This window comes from Roseateles puraquae, from assembly GCF_002205845.1.
GTDB classification, from domain to species: Bacteria; Pseudomonadota; Gammaproteobacteria; order Burkholderiales; family Burkholderiaceae_C; genus Pelomonas; species Pelomonas puraquae.
The window spans coordinates 109,886-135,154 of sequence record NZ_NISI01000013.1; the positions used below are offsets into that span (position 1 = coordinate 109,886).

Sequence of the window (25,269 nt, forward strand, 5' to 3'; positions counted from 1 at the left end):
TGCAAACGTTTGATCCACCCTGAGGGCAAACCCGTCGAAAGGCGGGGACGCAAAGCTTCCGGCCTACCGCGCGCTGCAACCGCAGCCCGCCATGGCAGCGGGGCCGCCAAGACCGCTGGTCTTGATTCGCGTGGCCCTCGCCTGCACGAGACCCTGGCCATGCGCATGACCGCCTTCTCCTGGACCCTGAGCCTGCTGACTGCCGCCGCACTGACGGCCTGCGGAGGCGGCACGACCGACAGCCCGACGGTCCAGGCGACGGCTTCGGCTTCCGTCGTGAGCCTGGAGGTCGACCTCGTCGGCACCGCCGGGGCCGACGTGACGGCCCAGCCGACCTTCCACACGGCCGCCGTTGACCTGCCCGAGCCCGACAACGGTGCCACGCCCCACCGTGCCCAGGCGCTGGCCGGCGTCGCCACCCGCGGCCTCACCCGCGAGCGGCTGGACGAATCCCTGCGCGCCCGCGCCGCGGCCGCCGGCAGTGGCGAGGCCAGCCCGATGGCGACGTCCACCGCCGTCACCGTCTACACGCCCGCCCAGATCCGTGCCGCCTACGGCCTGCCGGCCCTGCCGGCCAGCACCACAGGCCTGACCACCACCCAGGCGGCCCAGTTGGGCGCGGGCCAGACGATCTACATCGTCAACGCCAAGCACGACCCCAACATCGTGGCCGAGCTCGCCGCCTTCAACAGCAAGTTCGGGCTGCCCACCTGCACCTCGCGCACCCTGGCCGCCGGCGCCAGCCTGCCGCTGGCCGCCGCCTCCAAGACCGCCTGCGAGCTGGTGGTGGCCTACAGCACCAGCGCCGGCGCGCTGACCTCGACCGCCCCGGCCTACGACAGCGGCTGGGCCACCGAGATCGCGCTGGACGTGCAGTGGGCCCATGCCATCGCGCCGCTGGCGCGCCTTGTGCTGATCGAGGCGCCGGATGCCGGCGTCACCAGCCTGTCCAACGCCGTGGCCCTGGCCAACAAGATGGGCTCGGGCGTCGTCTCCATGAGCTTCGGCGCCACGGAAGGCAGCTGGACGACCAGCTACGACAACGTCTTCTCCGGCACCGGCATGACCTACCTGGCCGCCACCGGCGACAACGGCGCGGCCGTGTCCTGGCCGTCCGTGTCGAGCAAGGTGGTCGCCGTCGGCGGCACCACCCTGAGCTACAGCGGCAGCGGCACCCGCAGCGAAACCACCTGGAGTGGCACTGGCGGTGGCACCAGCGCCTACGTGGCCCTGCCCAGCTACCAGAGCGGCACTCTCGGCGGCTACGCCCGCCGCGCCGTGGCCGACGTCGCCTTCAACGCCGACCCCAACAGCGGCCAGTACGTCGCCACCATCGCCCAAGGCTCGACCACGGTGCGCTGGGTCAGCGCGGGCGGCACCAGCCTGTCCACCCCGCAATGGGCTGGCCTGATCACGGTGGCGAATGCCCTGCGCGTGGCCTCGTCCAAGGCTGTGCTGGGCCAGCCGCATGCGGTGCTTTACCAGCAGATCGGCGCCGTCCCCACGCAATACGCCGCCGCCTTTGCCGACGTGGCCAGCGGCAACAACGGCACCTGCACCACCTGCAGCGCCAAGACCGGCTACGACACCCCCACGGGCTGGGGCACGCCCAACGCCAGCGCGCTGTTGAGCACCCTCAGCGGCGCGACCGTGACCTCGGGCTCGACCACCACTGGCTCCACCGGCACCACGACCACCACCACGACGAGCGGCCCGCAGATCACCACGACCAGCCTGACCGGCACCGCCGGCAAGGCGCTGTCGGCCACCATCGGCTACAGTGCGCCGGGCGCCACCTCGCTGTCCATCAGCATCAGCGGCGCCCCCAGCGGCATGAGCTTCTCGGCCACCAGTGGTGCCATCGGCGTCAGCTGGGCCAAGCCGGTGGCCGGCACCACCAACCTCGTCATCACCCTGAAGGACAACCTGGGGCAAACGACGACGGCGACGGTGAAGGTGACGATCGCGGCGGCCTGAACCCCGCCCTAGCATGGGGCCTCTTCCAGGAGCCCCCATGCGTCGACTGTTGATCGCGGCCCTGCTGGCCGCCGCCTTCTCCGCCCAGGCGGACACCACGTCCGCCGGCCACACCTACACCCCGCCTGACGCCTTCGCCGCGCGGTTGGACGGGCCGGTCGCCCGCTTCACCGCGCCCGAGGGCGACGCGACCGTCACCGTCGTCGACCTGGCCTCGGCCAAGGACGCGGCCGACGCCGTGGCCCAGGCCTGGGCGCTGGCTCAACCCGACTTCAAGCGCACACTGCGCCTGGCCACGCCACGGCCGAGCCGCAACGGCTGGGTCGACCAGCAGGTGTTCGACTACGAGACCTCGCCCAACGAGAAGCTCGCCGTCCAGGCCATCGCCCGGCGCAGCAGCACCGGCGACGGCAAGGCCTGGGTCGTGCTGCTGCTGCAGGCCTCCGAGGCCACGCTGGAGAAGCGCGGCGCCCCGATCGGCAAGTTCTTCAGCAGCCTGCGGCCGCAGGGCTACTCGCGCGAGAGCTTCGCCGGCAAGACGGCCAAGCCGCTGACACCCGAGCGCATCGAGCAGCTCAAGGCCTTCGTGGCACAGGGCATGAAGCAGCTGGGCGTGCCCGGCGTGGGCCTGAGCTTCATCGACGGCGGGCGTGTGGTCTGGGCCGGTGGCCTGGGCGTGCGCGAACTGGGCAAGCCCGAACCGGTGGATGGCGACACCCTCTTCATGGCCGCCAGCAACACCAAGGCCATGACCACCGCCCTGCTCGCCCGCGCGGTGGACGCCGGCAAGCTGCGCTGGGACCAGCCCGCCGCCGAGGCCTACCCGGCCTTCAGGCTGGCCGACCCCGAGGTGACGAAGAGCGTGCAGATCAAGCACCTGGTGTGCGCCTGCACCGGCATGCCGCGGCAAGACCTCGAATGGCTGTTCGGCAACAGCGCCGCACCGGCCAGCACGACCTTTGACCAGCTCGCCACCATGAAGCCGACCAGCAAGTTCGGCGAGGTGTTCCAGTACAGCAACCTGATGGTGGGCGCCGGCGGCTACATCGCCGCGGCCGCCCTCAAGCCCGGCGTGGAGGTGGGCGCGGCCTACGACCAATCGATGCAGGCCCTGCTCTTCGGGCCGCTCGGCATGAAGAACACCACCTTCGACTACGGCAAGGCCCTGCGCGGCAACCGCGCCTGGCCGCATGGCGACGCCTTCGACGGCAGCACCCGGCGCGCCGGCATGGAGGTCAACCGCACCATCATCCCGGCGCGGCCCGCCGGCGCGGTCTGGACCTCGCCCAACGACTTCAGCCGCTGGGTGCTGATGGAGCTGAACAAGGGCAAGACTCCCGAAGGCCAGCCGCTGATCAGCGAGGCCAACTGGGCCGAGCGCTACAAGCCGCAGGTGATGGTGGGTGAAGACGTCACCTACGGCATGGGCCTGTTCGTGGACCGGCAGTACGGCATCACCGTGGCCTCGCACGGCGGCGACCTGCTGGGCTTTCACTCCAACATGATCTGGCTGCCCGAGTACAACGCGGGCGTCACCATCCTGACCAACGCCGATGCGGGCGTGCTGCTGCGCGGCCCGCTGCAGCGCAAGCTGCTGGAGGTGCTGTTCGACGGTCGCCCCGAAGCCGACGAGCGCTTGAAGGTGGCCATCGCCAACCGCAAGGCGGAGGCCGACAAGATGCGCCAGCTGCTCACCCTGCCCGTGCCGGCCGAGGCGATGAAGACGCTCGCTGCCCGCTACGCCAGCCCCGACCTGGGCCCGCTGCGCATCGAACGCAAGGCCGGCAAGCTGCACTTCGTCTTCGCGTACTGGCGCAGCGAGGTCGCGCTGCGCAAGAACGAAGACGGCACGCAAAGCTACATGACCATCGACCCGGGCCTCGGCGGCATCGAGCTGGTGCGCGACGACAAGGCCGCCCGACCGACCCTGGTCCTGCGGGACGCGCAGCACGAGTACCGCTTCGTGGCGGCACGCTGAAACCTCTTCACCACGGGATCGCTAGGCCCTCGCGAGGGGCCTCCACAGAATCTGTGGATGACCCTTGAAGAGAAGTCATCATCCCGCGGGCGCTACGGGCGCGTTTGGGCCTGGGCTGTAGCCTTGCTGATGGTGGGCGCCGCCTTGTGGGGCTGGCGCTGCGTCGAGCGCCCCGCTGCCGATGAGGCCGGCATGGGAGCCCCCCGTGCGGCCGGGCCGGCATCCTCGCCGCAGGCTGACCAGCCTCTGCGCTCCGATGTGAATGCCGCGTCGCCAGAGCCTCGCCCTGTAGCGCCCGACAACGGCAACTCGGAGGTAGACGATCCGGGTGACACCGGCCCAGCCAAGCTCCGGCATGATGCCCTGCTGGCCACCATCGAGAAGCAATGGTGTACCCACTACGCCCAGGCCGACGCCCAGTATCTGCAGGCGCTGGAGCAAAGCTACCCATTCGACCCGCAGGACCGGAACTCCAAGGCCGTGAGTCAACGGGTGAAGGCCACCATGGCGCTGCCAACCCAGCAGGCACGCCGGGCCGTTCGCGAGCGCATTGCTGCGCGATGGACGGCGCAACTGGATCGGGCGGGCGACCCTCGCAGCCTGACCGTCGCAGCCGTGCTCGCGCAGGGCAGCTTTCATGAGACGTGGGATGTGCGCGAGGCAAGGCTGGCAGCTGCCCAGCGGCAGGCGATGACCACCACGGACCCGGTGGTGGCCTCGATCTGGGCCGGGCGCTCGATGAGCTGCTCAGCCAACGTCGACTGCTGGGCTGCGGCGCACCGACGCTGGCAGGAGACGGAACCTGCCAACGTGGCAGCCTGGCTGGTCCGTTCACCCAGCAGGGACGCTATCGCGGAACAAAACTGGCAGGCGCTGGCGCGCACTCAATACGCCAGAGTGCACAGCGCTGCCGTGATAGGACAACTACTCACCCTCCTGCCGCTGACGGAACCGGGGCTGGAACGCGAGGAGGCGCTGGGCATCATCGAATCCGTTCGCCAGCACCAATCAGACATGGTCTCCCGCTTCGACTTGATCCAGAGCTGCCAGGCAGCAAAGGATTCAGCCCTGGCGCGCGGCGCCTGCCTGCATGCAGTGAACCTGCTGTGGGACGACCCCCAGTCGTCAATGCTGGACCGCTTGCAGTTCCTGGGCCTGGCAGAAGCACTGGGTGCACAGGACGAGCCGGTCTGGTCAGAGCGCAGCCATGCCATGCGAAACGACCTCACTCCCCCGGTGGCGCAATCGATGTTCGAGGTGCATTTTGGGCAGGATGTCCGGCGCCACGAAGGCTGCGGCGGTCATGCGGCGCGCGAGGCGCGGCTCCATGCGCTGGTGGAGGGCGGGCCGCTGAAGGTGCTGCGGCAGCTCGCGTCAGGCCAGGATTTCAGCAAACGCTGACGATCAAGGCAGCCACGCCACCCGCGCCACCAACCCACCGCCCTCGCGCGGCAGCAGGCTCAGCCGTGCCCCTTCGGCCGTGGCGATGCGCTCGACGATGGCCAGGCCCAGGCCCGAGCCGGGCGTGCCGCCACGCGCCGCGTCACCACGCTGGAAGGGGCGCTTGAGCGCCTCCACACGGTCGGGTGCGATGCCGGGGCCGCGGTCGCGCACCTCGATCCAGGCCGCGCCGCCGGTCTCGCCGCAGGCCACTTCAAGGGGCGGCGCGCCGTGGTTCTGGGCATTGACGATGAGGTTGAGCACCAGTCGGCGCAGCGCTTGCGGTCGCGCCGTGCGCGTCACACCAGGGCCGGGTGCCAGCACCGGCTGCGGCAGGCCGGGCGCCAGCACCAGGGTCTCGGCCAGGAACTCGCGCAGGGGCAGCGCCACCGGTGCTTCCTGCTCGCCGGGGTGGGCGGCGCGGGCGTAGTCAAGGAACTGGGTCAACAGCCCGTCCAGGCTGTGCAGGCTGCGCTCCAGGGTGTCGAGCAGGGCCGGATCACCGCTGCCGCCGTCGCGCAGCAGCTCGCTGGCCAGGCGCATCTTGGCCAGCGGCGTGCGCAGGTCGTGCGACAGGCCGGCCAGCATCAGCAACCGCTCCTCCTCGTCGCGCGCCAGGGCTTCGCCCATCTCGTTGAGGCTGCGCGCCAGCGCGGCCGTCTCTGCGGGCCCGTCGGTCGGCAGGCGCAGCCGGCGCTGCCCGGCGCCCACCGCCTGCGCCGCCTCCACGAGCCGGGCCAGTGGGCGGTTGATGCGCCGTTGGATCAACCACGCCCCCAGCAGTGCCAGCAGCGCGCTGGCCCCACTGGCAATCAGCCAGATGCGGGCGAAGCGGTGCGCCGCCTGCACGGGCGGCACCGCCAGCCAGTAGGCCCCCACGCGGACCGACAGCAGCCCGCCGGACTCGCGACGCCAGGCCAGGCTCGCGGGGTCTTCACCGAGTTGCATCGCGAGCTCGCTCAGGAAGGTGCGCTCCATCAGGGTCAGCCGGGCGCGCCCCGGGTCGGTGGACGCGCCGGCGGCGCGGGCATTGAAGCGGGCCACGAAGCCGGCACGCTCCGCCTCGGGCAGCAGGCGCAGGCCCTCACCCACGGCCTGCAGGCTGCGAGCCGTGGCCTCGGCCATCTGCTTGACCCGCGGCCGTGCCACCAGCTGGGCATACACCAGCGCGTTGACGAGTTGGCCCACCACGATGAGTGCCACGATCAGCCACAGGTTGCGGCCGAAGAGGGTCCGGGGCGCGAAGCTCATGGCTCCGGGATGAAGACGTAGCCCAGGCCCCACACCGTCTGGATGTGGCGGGGCGCGCTGGGGTCGGCCTCGATCAAGCGGCGCAGTCGCATGACCTGCACGTCCAGGCTGCGGTCGCTCACGCCGTGGTCGTCGCCGTGCGCCATCACCAGCAGCTTCTCGCGGCCCAGCGGCCGGTTGGGTTGGCTGGCCAGCGCGCGCAGCAGGTTGAACTCGACGGTGCTGATGTCCACCTCGGCGCCCTGGCGCAGCAGGCGGCGCTGGGTGGGATGCAGCGTGAAGTCGCCGAACTGCAGGGGCTCTTCGCCCGCGGGCCCGAGGTGGGCGCCGAGCTGCTGCTGGCGCCGCACCATGGCCTGCAGCCGCGCCAGCAGCTCGCGCGGTGCGAAGGGCTTGGCGAGGTAGTCGTCGGCGCCCATCTCCAGGCCGAGCACGCGGTCGACCAGCTCGCCGCGCGCGGTCAGCATCAGGATGGGGATGGTCTCGCCCTGGGCCCGCAGTCGGCGGCACAGCGACAGGCCGTCTTCGCCGGGCATCATCAGGTCGAGCACCAGCACGTCGAAGCGCTCGCGGGCCAGCAGTTGGGCGGCCTGGGCTGCATCGGGCACCGCGCGCACCGACAGGCCCTGCTCGGTCAGGTAGCGCTGCAGCAGGCCGCGCAGTTCGGCTTCATCGTCGGCGATCAAGATGCGACTCATGCGCGGCATGTTAGGGACGGCCGCGCTCGCGGCGGCGGGCACCGCCGCAAAACGATGACAAATCCTTGCAGCCGGCGGCGCCGCGTCAGGGCCTGCAAGCACTGCAACCGGCGCCGCAACCTTCGCGCCGCCGCGGCTGGGCAGCATGGCATCACCTCAACCGGAGACTGCCATGCGTCGCATCCCTCTCGCTTTGCTTCTTGCCACCGGCCTCGCGCAAGCGGCCGACCCCACGCCCGTGCAGCGCGCCAGCGCCGCCCGGCTCACGGCCGAAAAGGCCGCCGCCTGCGTCGCGGTGCAGCCCTTCTACTGGGAGCTGGGCAATGCAACGCAGCCGCTGGTGGGCGGCAAGGTGGGCGATGGCGCGCCGGAGCGGCTCACCGAGATGGCCATCGCCTCGGCCTCGAAATGGGTCTATGCGGCCTTCGCCGCGGAACGTCGCCAGGGGCAGCTCACGGCCGACGACGTCAAGTTCCTGCACTTCCAGAGCGGCTACACCTACTACCGCATCTGCCGCGCCGACCAGAGCGTGGCCGCCTGCCAGGCCAGCCTCATCAACGGCCGCGGGCGCATGAACCCGGCCACTGAAAACCGCTTCGACTACAACGGCGGCCACATGCAACAGCATGCGATCACGATGGGCCTGGGCTCGCTCGGGCCGGACGGTCTCGCGCTCGCGGTGCGCCAGACCCTCGCGCCGGTGCTGGGCAGCGATTGGTCGTTCAGCTACAGCCAGGCCATGCCCGCCGGCGGGGGCGTGACGAGCGCGGCCGACTACAGCCGACTGCTGCGCGCGCTGATGACCGGCCAGTTGCAGCTGGGCGCATGGCTGGGCAAGCAGGCGGTCTGCACCAACCCGCAGGTCTGCCCGAACGAAGCGGTCAAGACGCCCGTGCCCGAGACCGAAGCCTGGCACTACAGCATCGGCCACTGGGTCGAGGACGACCCGCAGGTGGGCGATGGCGCCTTCAGCAGCGCCGGGGCGTTTGGTTTCTACCCGTGGATCAGCGCGGACAAGCGCTTTTACGGGCTGATCGCGCGGGACGTTCGCCAGGCGCCGGTGAGCGACGACGCTGGCACCAAGCCGGGGGCCGCCTCGGTGGCCTGCGGGCGATTGATTCGCGCCGCCTGGATGGATGGCGAACCGCGCCGTTGAGCGCAGCCAGCAGGGAAATCAAGAGGCCGGCCGCGTCAGGGGCGCAGGCCGGCTCGGTGACCGCGGATCAACGCACGCGGTCGGTTTCGAAGGCGATGCGCTCGACGCTGCCATCGCCATTGCGGAACAGGCGCACACGACGCAGGCCGTCCGGGCTGACCAGCAGTTCGGCGCTCTCGGCACGCCAGGTCTCCAGCGGGCTCTCGTCCAGCGCGACGCCCAGGCGGCGCACGCCGACGTGAACGCGCAGGGTGCGTCCGTCATCGAGCAGGTATTCGCCTTGCGCGCTGCGCAGCAGCAGACGGTCGGCAGCGGCGGGGACGGTGGGTTCCTGGGCAATCGCCGGCGCGGTCAGCGTCAGGGTGGCGAGCAGCGCGGCCGTCAGGGTGAGGGGTCGCAGGGTGGTCCAGGTCGTCATGGTGAGGTACTCCTTAAATGCCCCGAGGCCAGTCGCCTCGGCAGCCTCTCCTTCGCAAACGCCGTGCCAAGTTGGGAGCGCAAACAACATCACGGTTCCATTCGGTTTCAATCAGGGTTCGCCCCAGGTCAGGGCCTCCGCGCCCCGCTTCGCGACACCGCGCATCGGCTTGGCGCATGGCTTGACCCTCACGCAACGTCAGGGTTCATGATGCAACCCGTCGTCACGAAAACGAGCTGGACATGGACTACACGGTGGGAGAGCTGGCCGCGCGAGCAGGCCTCACGGTGCGCACCCTGCACCACTACGAACAGCTCGGCCTGCTGCGCCCGGCCAGCCGCAGCGACGCGGGCTACCGCCGCTACGGCGAAGCCGATGTGCTGCGCCTGCACCGCGTGCTGGCCCTGCGCGATGCCGGCCTGTCGCTGAAGGCCATCGGCCCGCTGCTGGACGGCGAGGCACCGCAGCCGCTGGCCGCGGTGCTGCAGTCTCAGATCGAGCAGATCGAGGCACAGCTGATGGCACAGGAGACCCTGCTGCAGACCCTGCGCAATGCCGCGCGACGCCTGGCGACGCAGGGCGACGGCGGTGATGCGGTGCAAGTGCTGCTGGACGCCATGCAGATGCGCCGGGTGCACGAGCGCTGGTTCACGCCCAAGCAGATGCGTACCCTACGTCAGCACTGGGACGCCATGCCGGCGCCCGCGCGTGAAGCCGTGGAGGACGCCTGGCCCCGGCTGGTGGCCGAGGCCCGTGCCGCCAAGGACGCCGGCCGTGACCCCGCCTCGCCCGAGGTGCAGGACATCGTGCGCCGCTGGCTCGTGCTGCAGCGCCAGTTCACCAACCTGGCCCCCGGCATGGAAGACACCATGCGCCGCATGTATGCCGCCGAGCCCGAGCTGGCGCGCCAGTCCGGCGTCACGCCCGACCTGCTGGCCTATCTGAAACAGGCCAAGGCCAGTCTGCCCACGGAGCAACCGTCATGAACGACCCGCGCCGCGAACTTTTCGGCAATGCCAACTTCCGCTGGCTGCTCGGCGGCGGCCTGCTGTCGATGCTGGGCGACCAGTTCACGCTGCTGGCTCTGCCCTGGCTGGTGATGAGCCTTTCCAACGACCCGCTGGTGCTCGGCACCGTGCTGGCGCTGGGCAGCCTGCCGCGGGCGCTGTTCATCCTCGTCGGCGGCGCGCTGGTGGACCGGCACTCGCCGAAAACGGTGTTGCTGCTGACGAAATGGATCAACTTCGGCCTGCTCGCGCTGCTGGCTGGGCTGACCGCCCACGGCGGTCTGACGCTGCCGCTGGTCTATGCGCTCACGCTGGCCATTGGCCTGGCCACCGCCTTCAGCTACCCGGCGGGCAGTGCCATCCTGCCGCAGGCGGTGCCGGCGGCGCTGATCCAGCCTGCCAATGGCGTGCTGATGGGCGCGCGCCAACTGGTGCTGCTGCTCGGGCCGGTGCTGGCGGGCTTGCTCGTCACCGGCGGTGGCGGGCCGGCCCTGCAGGGCCAGGGCCTGGCCATGGCCTTCGGGTTCGACGCGGTGAGCTTCGCGATCTCGGCCTGGACGCTGTCCCGGGTGCGCACCGCGCCGCGCGAAGTGCAGGACGCGCAGCCCGTGCTGGGCGCGATTGCCGAATCGATGCGCGCCTGCTGGCAAGACCGCGAGCTGCGCGCGCTCTTCCTCTACTTCGCCGCCATCGCCTTCTTCGTGGGCGGCCCTATCCAGGTGGCGCTACCGGTCCTGGCGGCGGAGCGGCTGCCTGGCGGCGCGGCCGCGCTGGGCGTGATGCTGGCGGCCCATGGCCTGGGTGCGCTGGCCGGCATGGCGGTGTCAGGCCTGCGGCCGCAGTGGCGGCTGACCACGCTTGGCGGCACGGTGCTGATGATCGATGCCATTGCCGGTGGCGTGTTCCTGCTGTTCGGCCATGTGCATGCGGCCTGGCAAGGCGCGCTGCTGCTGTTGCCGCTGGGCGCCCTGGGTGGCTTCGTGCAGGTGGCTGTGTACAGCTGGCTGCAGCGGCGCATCCCGCCGCAGATGCTGGGCCGGTCGATGGCGCTCTTCATGTTCATCGTGATGGGCCTGGCGCCGCTGGCTTCGGCTGCTGCGGGGGCGGCCTTGCGGGTGCTGGACGTGACGGAACTCTTCACGGCGGCCTCGCTGTGCCTGCTGGCGGTGGTGACGCTGGGCGCTCTGCTCACGCCCATCCGGCAGATCGCCTACCTGGAGGCGCCGCCTCGCCCGTCAGCCGGCTGATCACCAAGGCCCGTGGCCTGCAGGCCCGCGACCTGGTCGAGCGACGCCTGCAGCAGGTCGTCAATGAGGGCGAGCACGCGCTCGCGCTCCGGCGCTGCCAGCACATCGCCCAGCAGGCGATGCACCGGCGTGCTGATGGGCGAGCCCGTCATGGCGCCGCGCGGCCCCGTGGGCAGTCCGCCGGCAGGCGTGCAGGGACGTTCGGTGAGGTCGATCATGGTGCCCACCAGGCGCAGCGGCCGCCCCTCGGGACCGCGCTCGATGACCCGACCGCGCGAATGCACCAGCCGGTAGCCCGAGCCGTTGCTGCGCAGCCGAAAGCGCGCCTCGTACGTGGGCACCGCGCCGCGGATGTGCTCGCGCATCCGCTCGACCATGGGGGCCAGGTCTTCAGGATGGACGCGGCAGCGCCAGAAATGCGTGCTGTCGGGGCTGTCGGGGTCCGGAAAGCCCAGCCGCTGCTTCCAGGCGGGGGAGTAGTGCACGGTTTCCAGTTCGGGCCGCAGGTCCCACAACGCCAATTCCCCGGTCTCGACGGCCTGACGCAATCTCAATTCCAGGCGGTGCGCGGCGAGGTTCATGTCAGCTCTCGTTCAAGGCCTTGTACACGAGCAGGGAGGCATGGGCATCGTTCGCAGCGTACTGCAGTTGCTGCGGCGTTAGCGTCGGGTTGGCCCAATTGGAGGTGGTGGCCTTCTTCGACTTGATGAAGCGCTGGCCCAGCACGACGGCGACCGCCACCTTCAGGCCGACCGCGTCCTTGAAGCCCAGACGCTTCACCAGGTGGGACAGGTCGATGCTGCGCTCGAGGCGCAGGCCGAGCTTGCGCTGGATCTGCGGGCGGTCGGACGCCAACCCGAAACCCACCTTCACGATCTCGTCCGACTCGATGACGGCCTGCAGGAAGGGCAACACGCCCGGCGTGGCGGTCTGCACGATGTAGGCCCGCTCGGTGGTCGCAAACTGGATGACCTCGGGCCCGGTCTGCGGCGCGCCGGCCACGAAGACGGGCTTGCTCTCGGTATCAAAGCCGATGTGGACCGCCGCCCGGAGCTCGGCCTCGGCGGCCGCGAGCTGGTCAGGCGTGCGCAGCAGCTGGATGGCCTGCGGCGGCAGCGCCGGGTAGAGCGGCAGCGCCGCGATCTGCTCGCTGGTGGGACGCGCCCGGGGCGGGGGTCTGTGCATGGCGGCAGTATGCCGCCCAGGAACCCTCGCCAGCGCCTCCTGCTCAGGCCTGCGCCGAGCGGCCGGCCGGCGCCGGCTGGGCCGACCACTGTGGCTGCCGGGCCAGCTCGGCCGCCGTGGCGTCGTCGGCGGTGACGGCGTATTCGAGGCTGTTGCGCTCGACGAACAGAGCGCTGCGGTAGCGCTGCAACAGGGCGCCCAGCGCACGACGGGCTTCGGTGGTGGGGCCGTTGAAGGTGAGGGTCAGGGTGGTCATGGTGAGCTTTTGCAGCCGTGTACGCCACCAACGTTGCGCCGACCGCCCGGTTGACGCCGGATTGCTACGGCTTGTGAATGCGGCGGTTGCCAGGCGTCAGCGCCCGGCCAGCAAGGTGGCCACTTCGGCCGCCGACCGCACCCCCAGCTTGGCGAACACCCGCGCCCGGTGCACTTCCACCGTGCGCACCGACACGTTCAGCTCGTCGGCAATGATCTTGTTGAGCTTGCCGGCGGCCACACGGGTCATCACCTCGTGTTCTCGCTCCGTGAGGCTGGCCAGGCGGGCACTGCGCTCAGCGGCCTGGGCGCCTTCGGCCTGCATGGCGGCGTCCACCGCCAGGGCCTGCTCCAGGCGGTCGGCCAGGGCGTTGTCGCTGTAGGGCTTCTCCAGGAAATCGAAGGCGCCCTTTTTCAGCGCTTCCACCACCATCGGGATGTCGCCGTGGCCGGTCAGGAAGAGCACGGGGTTGCGCAACTGGCGCGCCAGCAGCTCGTCGTGCAGTCGGGTGCCGCTCATGGGCTCCATGCGCACGTCCAGCAGGAACACGCCGCGCGGCGGGGGCTCGCGGTCCAGCGTGTCCAGCAGGGTCGGGCCGCTGTCGAAGGGGCGCACCGCCAGGCCCCGCGAGCGCAGCAGGAAGGCGAGCGCGTCCCGCACGCCAGGGTCGTCGTCGACCAGATAGACGCTGCCAGGGTCATGCATGCAGGGGCTCTCCATGGGGTTCGCGGCTGAGGGGCAGGCTGAACGAGAACAGCGCGCCGCCGCTGGCCACGTCGCTGGCATCGAGCACGCCCTGGTGGGCCTCGACGATGGAGCGGCAGATGGCCAGCCCCATGCCCATGCCCTCGGCCTTGGTGGAATAGAACGCGGCGCAGAGCTGCTCGACGCGCTGGCCTTGCAGGCCGGGGCCGTTGTCCTGCACGTCCACCCGCACGAACTCGCCCGCCACGCGACTGCTGACCGTGATGCGCCGGCCTTGCTCGCGTGCCTGCAGCGCATCGGCTGCATTGCGCACGAGGTTGATGACGACCTGCTCGATCAACACGGCATCGGCCAGCACCGACGGCACGCCGGAGGCCAGGCTCAAGGTCAGCGTCACGCCGCGGCGCTGGCAGTCGCGCTTGAGCAGTTCCACGGCGGCGGTGATGACCTCGTGCAGATCGCAGGCCTCGTGCCGCGGCTCGCGCCGCGTCAGGAACTCGCGGATGCGCGCGACGATGCGGCCGGCATGCGCGGCCTGCTGGCCCAGGCGCTGCAGGGCGCCGCGCACGAGTTCGTCCTGCACGCCGAGCTTCTCCAGCGAGTTGCTCAGGCCCGCGCCATAGCTGGCGATGGCGGTCAGCGGCTGGTTCAGCTCATGCGCCAGCGTGGAGGCCACTTCGCCCAGCATGGTCAGGCGGGCGTTGTGAGCCAGGGTCTCGATCTGGCGGCGCTCGCGTTCTTCGAGCCGCTTGCGCTCGGTGATGTCGATGATGCTGCCCATCCAGCCGATCTGCCGCCCGCCGGCATCCACCAACGGCGACTCGAACACCATCACATCCACCGACCGCCCGCTGCTGTGCTGCCAGCGCGCCTCGAAGCCCTCGCGCGGCGCCTGGCCGGCGAGGTTGCGGCGGTTGCGTTCGGTCAGCTCGTCCAGCGAATCCGGCGGCCAGTAGGGCATGGGCGGCAGCAGGCCCACCAACTGCTCGGCCGGCAGACCCACCAACTCGCAGAAGGTGCGGTTGACGTAGAGCAGCCGGCCGTCGAAGTCCCGGGCGCGCAGCGCCACCAGGGCCGAGTCTTCCATCGCACGGCGCCAGGCCGCCTCGGTGCGGCCGGCCACCTCGGCGCGCTGCACCTGGCGCATCTGCCGGCGCAGCAGCCAGCTCGCCACGGCGATGAGCGGCAGGAAGCCCGCCACCAGCACCCAGGCCAGCGGCCGGATGGCGGTGGGCGCGGGGTCGCGCAGGGTCAGCTCCAGCGCGGCGTCGGTCAGCGCCTCCTGGGCCAGCGGGCTGGCGCGCAGCGGCCCGGTCAGCGAGACGCGGTAGCTGGGCCGGGGCCCCTGCGCGGCACGCAGCGGCGACTCGGTGCTGGAGGCGATGACCTGGTCAGCACTGTCCACCAGTTGCACGTCGTACTTGCGCGCCAGCCACCAGGGTACGCCGCGCTTGAGCAGCAGCGCGGGCGGATAGCGCACGACCAGCGTGCCGTCGGTGCCGACCGGTGCGGTCAGGTGCAGGGACAGGCCGTCTTCCAGGCGCACGTCGTCCGCCCGGCCCGACACTTCCGCCACGACGCGGAACCGCCCGTCCAGCCACGTGACCGATTGCCAGAGGCGGCGCAGCCCATTGGCTGTTTCCGGGTGCGCCGCCAGGGCCGCCTCGCTCGGGACCACGCCCGCCAGCGCCTGGGCCAGCACGCGCAGATGCGCCTGCTCCTCGGCAATGCGGTCCCGCAACTGCGCTTCAGTGCTGAGCGCATCGGAGATGAGTGTCTGCCGCTGCTGCTCCTGCTCCTCGGCTTCGTTGGCCCGCACCCAGCCGAGCACGCCCAGCACAAACACCAGGGATAACCCCAGGGGTGCCAGCCACAGGCTTCGATGCAGGAACTCGCGCCACGTCATGCCCTGCAGTCTAGAGAGGCGGGCCGGGCCTGCGAAATGTGGAACTCCACAACTACCCGGCGCGCGCGTGGGTCGGAAGAATGCCGGCCATACCCACTATTCGGAGACACACCATGGCCCTGCGCCGTCTCATCCTCGCCACCGCCCTGGCCCTGCCGCTTGCCTCGTTCGCGCAGGCGCCCATCGTCATCAAGTTCAGCCACGTCGTCGCACCGGACACGCCCAAGGGCAAGGGCGCCCAGCGCTTCAAGGAACTGGCCGAGCAGCGCACCGGCGGCCGCGTGAAGGTCGAGGTCTACCCGAACAGCCAGCTCTACAAGGACAAGGAAGAGCTCGAGGCCCTGCAACTGGGCTCGGTGCAGATGCTGGCCCCGTCGCTGGCCAAGTTCGGCCCGCTGGGTGTGAAGGAGTTCGAGGTCTTCGACCTGCCCTTCCTGTTCAGCGACACCGCCGCCTTCCGCGCCGTGACCGATGGCCAGGTCGGCGCCGACCTGTTCAAGAAGCTCGAACCCAAGGGCATCAAGGGCCTGGCCTACTGGGACAACGGCTTCCACATCATGAGCGCCAACAAGCCGCTGCATGCCGTGGCCGACTTCAAGGGCCTGAAGATGCGCATCCAGTCCAGCAAGGTGCTGGACGCCCAGATGCGCGCCCTGGGCGCCATCCCGCAGGTGATGGCCTTCAGCGAGCTCTACCAGGCGCTGCAGTCGGGCGTCGTGGACGGCACCGAAGGCGTGCCGAGCAACTTCTACACCCAGAAGATCTATGAAGTGCAGAAGCACATGACCCTGTCCAACCACGGTCACCTCGCCTATGCGCTCATCGTGAACAAGAAGTTCTGGGACGGCCTGCCGGCCGACATCCGCACCCAGCTCGAGAGCGCGGTGAAGGACTCGACCATCTACGCCAACGCGATTGCCGCCACCGAGAACGCCACGTCGCTGGACAAGATCAAGGCCGCTGGCAAGACCACCGTCTACACGCCCACCCCGGCGGAGACCAACGAGTGGAAGAAGGCGCTGATGCCGGTCCACAAGGAAATGGAATCCCGCGTGGGCAAGGCGACCGTCGAAGCCGCCTACAAGGCCGCCGGCTTCGTCGCGCCGAAGTAAGACCACCCCCTACGCGCTTCGCGCGCCCCCTCGAAGGGGGCACTCCCGTCCGACCGGCAAAGCCGGATCAGCGGGAGTCGCGCGAGAGGCGGCGGCGCTTCGCGCGCCTGGCAATTCATCTCGCTCCCGGGAGGGAACTTTCATGATCAATCGAGTGCTGAATCATCTCGAGGAGTGGCTCATCGCCTTCCTCATCGGCGCTGCCACGCTGGTGATCTTCGTCGCCGTCGTGCATCGCTTCCTGTCGGGTGTGCCCTATATCCAGGACTACACGGTTCGGATGAACCTGTCCTGGGCGCAGGAGCTGTGCATCTTCATGTTCGTGTGGATGGCCAAGTTCGGGGCGGCCTATGGCGTGCGCACCGGCATCCACGTGGGCGTGGACGTGGTGCTGCGCAAGCTCAATGGCCCGGCCTACCGTGCACTCGTCGTGTTCGGCCTGCTGGCGGGCGCCGTGTTCACGGGCACCGTGGCCGCGCTGGGTGCCAACTTCGTGTGGCACATGTCGGAGACCGACCAGACCTCGGCTGACCTGGAGATCCCGATGTGGTGGGTCTACAGCTGCGTGCCACTGGGCTCCAGCCTGATGTGCTACCGCTTCCTGCAGGTCGCCTGGAGCTTCCTGAAGACCGGTGAGCTGCCCCACCACGACCACGGCCACGTCGACGGGCTCGAGGAGGCCAAGGCATGAACGCATCCATCATCTTCGTCCTGCTGATCCTGCTCATGCTCACGGGCATGCCGATCAGCATCTCGCTGGGCCTGACCGTCCTGACCTTCCTGTTCACGATGACGCAGGTGCCGATCGAATCGGTCGCACTGAAGCTGTTCACCGGCATCGAGAAGTTCGAGATCATGGCGATCCCGTTCTTCATCCTGGCCGGCAACTTCCTGACGCATGGCGGGGTGGCGCGGCGGATGATCCGCTTCGCCTCCAGCATGGTGGGCCACTGGCACGGTGGCCTGGGCCTGGCCGGCGTGATGGCCTGCGCGCTGTTCGCGGCGGTGTCGGGCTCGTCGCCCGCCACGGTGGTGGCCATCGGTTCGGTCATCCTGCCGGCGATGGTGAAGCAGGGCTTCCCGAACAAGTTCGGCGCCGGCATCCTCACGACCTCCGGGTCGCTGGGCATCCTGATCCCGCCGTCGATCGCGATGGTGATGTATTCGGTCTCCACCAACGTGTCGGTGGGCGCGATGTTCATCGCCGGCATCGTGCCGGGCCTGGTGCTGGCCTTCCTGCTGGGCCTGACCACCTGGAACATCGCCCGCAAGAACAACTACCCGCGCCTGCCCAAGGCCACGGTCAAGGAGCGCCTGGTTGCCTTCAAGGAGAGCATCTGGGGCCTGCTGCTCATCGTCGTCGTCATGGGCGGCATCTACAGCGGCATGTTCACGCCGACCGAAGCCGCCGCGATGGCAGCGGTGTACGCCTTCATCATCGCGGTGTTCGTCTACAAGGACCTGCCGCTCAAGCGCCTGCCCAAGGTGCTGCTGGACTCGGCCAGCATGAGCGCGATGCTGCTCTACATCATCACGAACGCGGTGCTGTTCAGCTTCCTGATGACGAGCGAGAACATCCCGCAGGCCATGGCGGACTGGATGATCGCCCAAGGCTTCGGGCCGATCGCCTTCCTGCTGGTGGTCAACATCCTGCTGCTGCTGGCCGGCAATGTGATGGAGCCCAGCTCGATCATCCTGATCCTGGCGCCCATCCTGTTCCCGGTGGCCATGAAGCTGGGCATCGACCCCATCCACTTCGGCATCCTGATCGTCGTGAACATGGAAGTCGGCATGTGCCACCCGCCGGTGGGCCTGAACCTGTACGTGGCTTCGGGCATCACCAAGATGGGCATCAGCGAACTGACCATGGCCGTCATGCCCTGGCTGCTGACGATGCTGGGCTTCCTGCTGGTGGTGACCTACTGGCCCGGGCTGACCCTGTGGCTGCCGCACTTGCTGATGAAGTAAGCGCCGCGGCAGGCATCTGGCGACAAGGGGCTTCGGCCCCTTTCGCCTTTCTTGGGCGCGCCTTCCAGCGACCCGGCACGGCCCTTGCGTAGCCCGGGCTGACCATGACCACGCCCCTCTTTCCCCTGCCCGGTCTGCGCGTGCTGCTGGCCGACGCTGGCCAGCGCCGCAGCCCCGTCATCCGCCTGGAGCTGATTCGCCTGCGCTGCCAGTTGGTGGATGTCATCGACCTGGTGGCCGAACCCGACGCCCTGCCCGCCGCGCTGGAGCGGCTGACGCCCGAGCTGCTGCTGATCGACTGCGACCAGCCCAGCCCCGCATTGCTGAATCAACTGGCTGACGCCCTGCAGCGGCAGCCCCGGCCGGTGCTGCTGGTGGCTGAACAGATGAGCCCCGAGCAGATGCGCGCCGCCCTGGCTGCCGGGGTGAGCACCCTGCAACTGGCCGGCCTTCAACCCCAGCGGCTCGGCGCCCTGCTGCAACTGGCGCTGGCCCGCTTCGAGCACGACCAGAGCCTGCAGCGCGATCTGCGCCAGACCCAGACCCAACTGGCCGAGCGCAAGCTGGTGGAGCGCGCCCGCGGCATCCTGATGCGCGAGCAAGGGCTGGACGAGGAAGCGGCCTTCCAGCGCCTGCGCCAGATCGCCATGGACAGCGGCCAGACCCTCGCCGCCGTGGCCACCCGGCTCATCGAGGCCGACCAGTTGCTGCGACCGCGCTGAGCCTCGATCTGGGGCGGGCGCGCACCAAGGCGCACCAACTCGGGCAGGCGGCGACCTCGCCCAGCCCCGACCTGACGCACCGACACGGCGCGCCGAACCCATCCGGGGCGGCGCCCCGGCCCGCCATGCGCCATCGGCGTGCAAGCCACCCGCAACTCGGCCCCTGCCAAGCTGGCACGCAACCTGCTCAAGCTCTCGTGAGACCTGCAATGGCGCAGGACTCTCGGGCCAGTCGGCACTTCACCCGGCTGGCACTTCGGGACAACGGCGTCCATCCTCTCCTATTGCGTCTTCGCTGCTGAAGTGCGGCGCGGGCGGAGCGTGGCTGCGACGCCGTTGCGCCCTGCACGACCCCAGGAGCCCGTGATGACCGCCCGCGACAACTCGACCGCCCCGACTTCCCCGACCGACCTGACCCGCCGCAGCCTGCTGGCCGCCGCGGCTGGCCTGCCCGCTCTCGGCCTGGCCGGCGGCGCCTGGGCCCAGGGCTCGGACAAGCCCGAGAAGGAAGAGGTGCGCATCGGCTTCATTCCGCTGACCGACTGCGCCAGCGTCGTCATGGCCTCGGTCCTGGGCTTCGACAAGAAGTACGGCGTCAAGATCATCCCCACCAAGGAAGCCTCCTGGGCCGGCGTGCGCGACAAGCTCGTCAACGGCGAGCTGGACATGGCCCACGTGCTCTACGGCCTGATCTACGGTGTGCACCTCGGTGTGGCCGGCCCCAAGAAGGACATGGCCGTGCTGATGACCCTGAACCGCAACGGCCAGGCCATCACCCTGTCCAAGAAGCTGGCGGATGCCGGGGCGGTGGACGGCGCCTCGCTCGCCAAGGTCATGGCCAAGGACAAGCGTGACTACAGCTTCGCGCAGACCTTCCCGACCGGCACCCACGCGATGTGGCTGTACTACTGGCTGGCCGCGCACGGCGTGAACCCGATGAAGGACGCCAAGGTCATCACCGTGCCGCCGCCGCAGATGGTGGCCAACATGCGCGTGGGCAACATGGACGGCTTCTGCGTCGGCGAGCCCTGGGGCCACCGCGCCATCATCGACGGCATCGGCATCACCGCCACCACCACGCAGGACATCTGGCCCGAGCACCCCGAGAAGGTGCTCGGCACCACCGGCGACTTCGTCAAGAAGTACCCCAACACCGCGCGCGCCGTGATCATGGCCGTGCTGGAGGCCAGCCGCTGGATCGACGCCGGCCTCATCAACAAGAACAAGATGGCCGAGACGATCGCCGACAAGGCCTACGTCAACACCGGCGTCGATGCCATCAACCAGCGCATCCTCGGCCGCTACCAGAACGGCCTGGGCAAGACCTGGGACGACCCGCGCCACATGAAGTTCTTCGACGACGGCGCGGTGAACTTCCCCTACCTCTCCGACGGCATGTGGTTCCTGACCCAGCACAAGCGCTGGGGCCTGCTCAAGGACCACCCCGACTACCTCGGCACCGCCAAGGCCATCAACCAGACCAAGCTCTACGCCGAAGCCGCCGGCGCGCTCAAGATCAGCGTTCCCAAGGACCCGATGCGCAGCTCCAAGTTGCTCGACGGCGTCGTCTGGGACGGCAAGGACCCGGCGAAGTACGCCGACAGCTTCAAGGTCAAGGGGTAATCGCCATGGTGTCTGCCGTCTTCCATTCGCCTCGCGAGGCCGCCACGGCGGTCGAGGCTCCTGCAGCCACGCCGGCCGCACCCAGCCGCCCCGCCATGACCCCTGTCGACGCCGCCGCCCCAAGAACCGCAGCCAAGCCCCAGCCGCAACGCGACCCGATCGACTGGAAGGGCCTGGCCCTGCGCGTGCTGCCGCCGGTCATCAGCATCGCACTGCTGATCGGCCTGTGGGGGCTGGCGACGCAGAAGGGCGGCTCGTTTCCAACCCCGGCGGCCACCTTCGACGCCGCCGTCAAGCTCTTCTCCGACCCGTTCTACCGCAACGGGCCGAACGACCAAGGCATCGGCTGGAACATCCTGAACTCGCTCGGCCGCGTCGGCATGGGCTTCGGCCTGGCGGCGCTGGTGGGCATTCCGCTGGGCTTCATCATCGGGCGATTCCAGTTCGCCAACCGCATGGTGTCGCCGCTGATCGCGTTGCTCAAGCCGGTGTCGCCGCTGGCCTGGCTGCCGATCGGCCTGCTGGCCTTCAAGAGCGCCAACCCGGCCGCCATCTGGACCATCTTCATCTGCTCGATCTGGCCGATGGTGGTGAACACCGCCGTGGGCGTGCAGCGCGTGCCGCAGGACTACCTGAACGTGGCCCGCGTGCTCAAGCTGAGCGAATGGAAGGTCATCACCCGCATCCTGTTGCCGGCGGTGCTGCCCTATGTGCTGACGGGCGTGCGGCTGAGCGTGGGCACCGCCTGGCTCGTCATCGTCGCGGCCGAGATGCTGACCGGCGGCGTGGGCATCGGCTTCTGGGTCTGGGACGAGTGGAACAACCTGAACGTGGCCCACATCCTGATCGCCATCTTCGTCATCGGCACCGTCGGCCTGCTGCTCGAATGGATGCTGATGTCGCTGGCCAAGCAGTTCACCTTCGACGGAGATTGAGCCCATGAAACCCTTCATCCAGGTCCAGGACGCCGAGATGGTGTTCACCACCCGCAAGGGTCGCTTCCATGCGCTGCAGAACGTCAGCCTGGACGTTCAGCGCGGCGAGTTCATCACGCTGATCGGCCACTCCGGCTGCGGCAAGTCCACGCTGCTCAACCTGATCGCCGGCCTGCTGCAGCCCACCTCGGGCGCGCTGATCTGCGACGGCCGCGAAATCGCCGCCCCCGGCCCTGAGCGCGCGGTCGTGTTCCAGAACCATTCGCTGCTGCCGTGGCTGTCCTGCCTGGACAACGTGCTGCTGGCGGTGGAGTCGGTGTTCGGCGGCAAGGAAGCCAGCGCCAAGCTCAAGGTGCGCGCCCGGGCGGCGCTGGAGCTGGTGGGCATGAGCCATGCGCTGCACAAGCGCCCGCATGAGATCTCCGGCGGCATGAAGCAGCGCGTGGGCATCGCCCGCGCCCTGGCCATGGAGCCCAAGGTGCTGCTGATGGACGAGCCCTTCGGCGCGCTCGATGCCCTCACCCGCGCCAAGCTGCAGGACGAGTTGCTGAAAATCGTGGCGCGCACGCAGAGCACGGTCATCATGGTCACGCACGATGTGGACGAAGCCGTGCTGCTGTCGGACCGCATCGTCATGATGACCAACGGCCCGGCGGCCACGATCGGCGAAATCCTGGAGGTCGGCATCCCGCGGCCGCGAGTGCGCGTGGAGCTCGCCGAGGATGCGCGCTATGTGGCGGCGCGCAAGGAAGTCATCGACTTCTTGTACACGCGGCATGCGCATGTGGAGCAGGCGGCTTGATCGTGCCGCGGGCGATGGATGCCGTGGGCCTTTGCTGAGCGACTTTCGACCAGCGCCCCCAGCAAGCGCCCCCTCAGAACACCACCTCGGCTCTCAGCCCCCCCTCCGGCCGATTCCCCAGCACCAACACCGCCCCCTGCCGCCGCACCAGCTGCTGAGCGATGTAGAGCCCCAGGCCCGTGCCGCCGGTGTCGCGGTTGCGGGAGCTTTCGAGGCGCCGGAAGGGTTGTCGCACCCGCTCCAGTTCGGCGTCCGGAATGCCGGGGCCATCGTCGTCGACGATGAGCCGCGTCACGCCCGCCGCGAGGTCCACCCGCACGCGTGCATTGCCGGCGTAGCGCAGCGCGTTGCCCACGAGGTTGTCCAGCACACGCCGCAGCGCGACCGGGTCGGCATGGACCACGGCAGGCGGCCCTTCGAAGCTCACCGCGGCACCGGTCTCGGCGAGGTCGTCCACGGCCGACTGCGCCAGGGCTGACAGGTCGACCCGCTGCAGCCGCACGGCTTCGGCCGGGCGGAAGACCTCGATGACGCTTTCCACCAGGCCGTTCATCTCGCGCAGGTCGTCGATGCAGCGCTCGCGCACCTTGGCCTCCACCTCGCCGGTCTCCAGCCGCAGGCGCATGCGCGTGAGCGGGGTGCGCAGGTCATGCGAGATGGCGGCCATCATCAGGCCGCGTTCCTCGAATTGGCCGCTGAGCTCGGCCGCCATGCGGTTGAACACGGCGGCGGCGTCCCGCACTTCACGGGTGCCATCGGCTTCGTCCAGCACCGGCGCGGGCCGCCCCTGCGACAGGGCGGGCGTGAGCTGCTGCGCGGCACTGACGAGGCGTCGCACCGGCTGCGCCAGCCAGCGCGAGCCCCACCAGGCCGCCAGCGCGATGAAGAGCAGGCGCACCCCGTAGTCCACGACGCTGGCGCCCCAGGGCAGGTTCGGCGGCAGCGACGGAAACGTCGGCACCCGCTGGGGCGGTCGATCCGGCATGCCGCCCGGCGGCATGGGCCGCGGAGGCGGACCACTGTCCAGTCCCTGCGGGCGCGGCGGGCGATCGAACCCGTCAGGCGGCGCCCCGCGCGGACCATGCTCGGCCTGCCAGGTCATCAGCCCGCTACGCAGGCTGCTGGACAAGACGCTCCAGGCGGCGAAGTGGCTCACCACCAGCGCCGCCCACATCAGCAGGAACAGCCGCAAACCCAGGCTGTCCCAGCGGCGCAGGCGGTTCAGCACGGGGCCACCTCGGCATCGAACAGATAGCCTTCGCCGCGCACCGTGCGGATGAGGCTGGGCTCTCGCGCGGTGTCGCCGAGCTTGGCGCGCAGGCGGGACACGGCGAGGTCGATGCTGCGGTCGTTCACTTCCACGCCCGGCGCCCGGGTCAGGTCGATGAGCTGGTCGCGCGTCAGCACGCGGCCCGGGCGCTGAACAAAGGCGGCCAGCAGCCGGAACTCGGCCGCGGACAGCGCAATGCCCACCTCGTCGGCGTTGATGAGCTGGCGGGTCATGCGGTCAAAGCGCCAGCGGCCGAAGCGCAGCAGCCGGGTGTCGTCGTCCACGCTGCCCGCCAGGCCCTTGTTGGCGCGGCGCACGAGCGCCTGCAGGCGTGCCACCAGCTCGCGCGGCTCGAAGGGCTTGGCGAGGTAGTCGTCCGCGCCCAGCTCCAGGCCGATCACGCGGCTCATGGTGTCGCCGCGCGCGGTGAGCATCAGCACCGGCGGCGCATCCGGCAGACCCTGCAGCCAGCGCAGCAGGCTGAGCCCGTCCTCACCCGGCAACATCAGGTCCAGCACGATGGCGTCGAACTTCGCCAGCGGCAGCATCTGACGCATGGCCTGGCCATCGGCGGCGGCGCTCACCTGCCAGCCAAACCCGGCGAGGTAGGCCGCCAGGCTGGTGCGGATCTCCGCGTCATCGTCGACAACCAGGGCGCGCAGGCTCATACCGAGATGCCGACCCGGATCGTGGCCACGTAGCCTGCGCTGGCCGAGCCGGTCAGCGTCGCCAGCTGCGAGGTGTAGCCATCACTGAAGATGTTGTCGGTCGCAAAGCTGATCGCAGCGGCGTTGGCGGCGCTGCCGCTGTAGCCACTGGTGGCATAGACCGCGCTGCTGACATCCGTCGGGAAGGCGATCTGCGAGGTCTTGAGCTTGTTGCTCCAGCTGCTGGCCGTGGTGGTGCTGCGGTAGACCTCGAAGTGCATGTGCGGCATGCGACCCGAATAGCAGCCCGGGTAGATGGTGGTGAAGGTGGCCGTACCGTCGCTCCCGGTGGGCTGCACACCACGCAGGTAGTTCTCGCCGGTCACGCCGCTGGAGTACATGGAGTACCGGCCCAGCGCATCGCAGTGCCACAGGTAGATGGCATAACCGCTGAGGTCGGCACAGGACGAATTGGTGTTCACGAGTTCGATGACAACCTGCAGGGGCACCCCAGTGGCGACGCCGCTGGCACCCGCGATGCTCGACCGGATGTCGCTGCGCACGATGCCGCTCAGCGCCAAGGCATTCGCAATGCTACCGTTGGCCGTGTTGGACCCGTCGCCTGGATACGGGCCGGCCGTTTCCTCAGGGATGACGACACAGCTGCTGCTGGTGCTGCCGCCACTGCTGCTGCCCGAACTGCCGGAACTGCTCGAACCGCTGGAGCTCGACGACGAGCTGCTGCCGGTGCTGGCATCGCCGCCGCCACCGCAGCCCGCCAGCGTGAGGCCAGCGAGGCCACCAGCACCGCCGAGCAGCCAGCGCAAGGCACCGCGCCGATTGCCGGCTTGGCGCATCAGGCGTTCGAGGTCGTGGGCGAGGCCGAGGTCGTGATCATGGGGTTGCATGGTGCGCTCCTAGAGGGGTGTGAGCGCCATTGCATCGCCGCGATGTATCAAGGGCATC

Annotated in this window: 24 protein-coding genes and 1 riboswitch; of the genes, 13 read left to right on the forward strand and 11 right to left on the reverse strand. The window is 69.6% G+C overall.

The genetic code is table 11. The annotated features are described in order from the left end of the window. Positions 1-14 precede the first annotated feature (14 nt). Positions 15-111: riboswitch (cyclic di-GMP riboswitch) on the forward strand. A gap of 54 nt (positions 112-165) precedes the next feature. Genes CDO81_RS28255 through CDO81_RS23480 form a run of 3 tightly spaced genes read left to right on the forward strand, consistent with a single transcriptional unit; the run spans position 166 to position 5,356 of the window. Then, positions 166-1,977 (forward strand): S53 family peptidase, encoded by a 1,812-nt coding sequence (locus CDO81_RS28255; RefSeq protein WP_158218400.1) that lies wholly within the window; start codon positions 166-168, stop codon positions 1,975-1,977. A gap of 37 nt (positions 1,978-2,014) precedes the next feature. Further along, positions 2,015-3,955, forward strand: a complete 1,941-nt coding sequence (locus CDO81_RS23475) for a serine hydrolase domain-containing protein (RefSeq protein ID WP_158218401.1) — start codon at positions 2,015-2,017, stop codon at positions 3,953-3,955. A gap of 57 nt (positions 3,956-4,012) precedes the next feature. After that, positions 4,013-5,356: a hypothetical protein gene (locus CDO81_RS23480; RefSeq protein WP_144397382.1), complete on the forward strand. Its 1,344-nt coding sequence runs from the start codon at positions 4,013-4,015 to the stop codon at positions 5,354-5,356. A gap of 3 nt (positions 5,357-5,359) precedes the next feature. Here the strand turns inward: CDO81_RS23480 and CDO81_RS23485 are convergent, their stop codons facing one another. Next, a complete protein-coding gene (locus CDO81_RS23485) occupies positions 5,360-6,646 on the reverse strand; it encodes an ATP-binding protein (protein WP_088485683.1) in 1,287 nt (428 codons plus the stop codon). Next, the gene (locus CDO81_RS23490) at positions 6,643-7,353 is read right to left on the reverse strand and encodes a response regulator (protein ID WP_088485684.1); all 711 of its coding nucleotides are present in this window, start codon (positions 7,351-7,353) and stop codon (positions 6,643-6,645) included. The genes CDO81_RS23485 and CDO81_RS23490 overlap by 4 nt, the downstream gene beginning before the upstream one ends. Before the next feature lie 163 nt (positions 7,354-7,516). Here CDO81_RS23490 and CDO81_RS23495 point away from each other — a divergent pair, with 163 nt between their 5' ends. Continuing rightward, entirely contained in the window at positions 7,517-8,500 is a 984-nt protein-coding gene (locus CDO81_RS23495) for a serine hydrolase domain-containing protein (protein ID WP_144397383.1), read from the forward strand. 67 nt (positions 8,501-8,567) lie between these two features. Here the strand turns inward: CDO81_RS23495 and CDO81_RS23500 are convergent, their stop codons facing one another. Continuing rightward, the gene (locus CDO81_RS23500; protein ID WP_088485686.1) at positions 8,568-8,918 is read right to left on the reverse strand and encodes a hypothetical protein; all 351 of its coding nucleotides are present in this window, start codon (positions 8,916-8,918) and stop codon (positions 8,568-8,570) included. 242 nt (positions 8,919-9,160) lie between these two features. On the opposite strand from CDO81_RS23500, the gene CDO81_RS23505 reads away from it, so the two are divergent. Both CDO81_RS23505 and CDO81_RS23510 read left to right on the forward strand, forming a co-directional pair. Next, positions 9,161-9,904, forward strand: coding sequence for a MerR family transcriptional regulator (locus CDO81_RS23505; protein ID WP_088485687.1), 744 nt, complete (start codon positions 9,161-9,163; stop codon positions 9,902-9,904). Then, a complete protein-coding gene (locus tag CDO81_RS23510; protein ID WP_088485688.1) occupies positions 9,901-11,172 on the forward strand; it encodes an MFS transporter in 1,272 nt (423 codons plus the stop codon). Before CDO81_RS23505 ends, CDO81_RS23510 begins: the two co-directional genes overlap by 4 nt. On the opposite strand, the gene CDO81_RS23515 is transcribed toward CDO81_RS23510, so the two are convergent. From CDO81_RS23515 to CDO81_RS23535, 5 genes are all read right to left on the reverse strand, one after another. Beyond that, complete coding sequence (locus CDO81_RS23515) at positions 11,136-11,753, reverse strand: PAS domain-containing protein (protein ID WP_088485689.1); 618 nt, start codon at positions 11,751-11,753, stop codon at positions 11,136-11,138. The genes CDO81_RS23510 and CDO81_RS23515 overlap by 37 nt on opposite strands. Position 11,754: 1 nt before the next feature. Further along, on the reverse strand, positions 11,755-12,357 hold the full coding sequence (locus CDO81_RS23520) for a 3'-5' exonuclease (RefSeq protein WP_088485690.1): 603 nt from the start codon (positions 12,355-12,357) through the stop codon (positions 11,755-11,757). Positions 12,358-12,400: 43 nt separating this feature from the next. After that, positions 12,401-12,613: a hypothetical protein gene (locus CDO81_RS23525; RefSeq protein WP_088485691.1), complete on the reverse strand. Its 213-nt coding sequence runs from the start codon at positions 12,611-12,613 to the stop codon at positions 12,401-12,403. A gap of 96 nt (positions 12,614-12,709) precedes the next feature. Further along, complete coding sequence (locus tag CDO81_RS23530) at positions 12,710-13,318, reverse strand: response regulator transcription factor (RefSeq protein WP_088485692.1); 609 nt, start codon at positions 13,316-13,318, stop codon at positions 12,710-12,712. Beyond that, on the reverse strand, positions 13,311-15,224 hold the full coding sequence (locus CDO81_RS23535; RefSeq protein ID WP_088485693.1) for a sensor histidine kinase: 1,914 nt from the start codon (positions 15,222-15,224) through the stop codon (positions 13,311-13,313). The genes CDO81_RS23530 and CDO81_RS23535 overlap by 8 nt, the downstream gene beginning before the upstream one ends. Before the next feature lie 113 nt (positions 15,225-15,337). On the opposite strand from CDO81_RS23535, the gene CDO81_RS23540 reads away from it, so the two are divergent. The 7 genes from CDO81_RS23540 (at position 15,338) to CDO81_RS23570 (ending at position 22,386) form a co-directional block, all read left to right on the forward strand. Beyond that, positions 15,338-16,336 carry a TRAP transporter substrate-binding protein gene (locus CDO81_RS23540; protein WP_088485694.1) on the forward strand — a complete coding sequence of 333 codons (999 nt, stop codon included), beginning with the start codon at positions 15,338-15,340 and terminating at the stop codon, positions 16,334-16,336. A gap of 142 nt (positions 16,337-16,478) precedes the next feature. Next, the gene (locus tag CDO81_RS23545; protein ID WP_088485695.1) at positions 16,479-17,027 is read left to right on the forward strand and encodes a TRAP transporter small permease; all 549 of its coding nucleotides are present in this window, start codon (positions 16,479-16,481) and stop codon (positions 17,025-17,027) included. Beyond that, a complete protein-coding gene (locus CDO81_RS23550; RefSeq protein ID WP_088485696.1) occupies positions 17,024-18,304 on the forward strand; it encodes a TRAP transporter large permease in 1,281 nt (426 codons plus the stop codon). Before CDO81_RS23545 ends, CDO81_RS23550 begins: the two co-directional genes overlap by 4 nt. A gap of 104 nt (positions 18,305-18,408) precedes the next feature. Next, positions 18,409-19,026, forward strand: a complete 618-nt coding sequence (locus CDO81_RS23555; RefSeq protein WP_088485697.1) for an ANTAR domain-containing response regulator — start codon at positions 18,409-18,411, stop codon at positions 19,024-19,026. Between the two features lie 366 nt (positions 19,027-19,392). Continuing rightward, positions 19,393-20,649 carry a CmpA/NrtA family ABC transporter substrate-binding protein gene (locus CDO81_RS23560; RefSeq protein WP_088485698.1) on the forward strand — a complete coding sequence of 419 codons (1,257 nt, stop codon included), beginning with the start codon at positions 19,393-19,395 and terminating at the stop codon, positions 20,647-20,649. Between the two features lie 5 nt (positions 20,650-20,654). Beyond that, complete coding sequence (gene ntrB, locus CDO81_RS23565) at positions 20,655-21,584, forward strand: nitrate ABC transporter permease (RefSeq protein ID WP_088485699.1); 930 nt, start codon at positions 20,655-20,657, stop codon at positions 21,582-21,584. 4 nt (positions 21,585-21,588) lie between these two features. Continuing rightward, positions 21,589-22,386: an ABC transporter ATP-binding protein gene (locus tag CDO81_RS23570; RefSeq protein ID WP_088485700.1), complete on the forward strand. Its 798-nt coding sequence runs from the start codon at positions 21,589-21,591 to the stop codon at positions 22,384-22,386. Positions 22,387-22,459: 73 nt separating this feature from the next. Here the strand turns inward: CDO81_RS23570 and CDO81_RS23575 are convergent, their stop codons facing one another. From CDO81_RS23575 to CDO81_RS23585, 3 genes are read right to left on the reverse strand one after another with little or no spacing between them, the layout of a single operon-like run. Next, positions 22,460-23,614: an ATP-binding protein gene (locus CDO81_RS23575; RefSeq protein ID WP_088485701.1), complete on the reverse strand. Its 1,155-nt coding sequence runs from the start codon at positions 23,612-23,614 to the stop codon at positions 22,460-22,462. Further along, the gene (locus CDO81_RS23580) at positions 23,608-24,324 is read right to left on the reverse strand and encodes a response regulator (RefSeq protein WP_088485702.1); all 717 of its coding nucleotides are present in this window, start codon (positions 24,322-24,324) and stop codon (positions 23,608-23,610) included. Before CDO81_RS23580 ends, CDO81_RS23575 begins: the two co-directional genes overlap by 7 nt. Then, entirely contained in the window at positions 24,321-25,211 is an 891-nt protein-coding gene (locus tag CDO81_RS23585; protein ID WP_088485703.1) for a dioxygenase family protein, read from the reverse strand. The genes CDO81_RS23580 and CDO81_RS23585 overlap by 4 nt, the downstream gene beginning before the upstream one ends. Between the last annotated feature and the right edge of the window lie 58 nt (positions 25,212-25,269).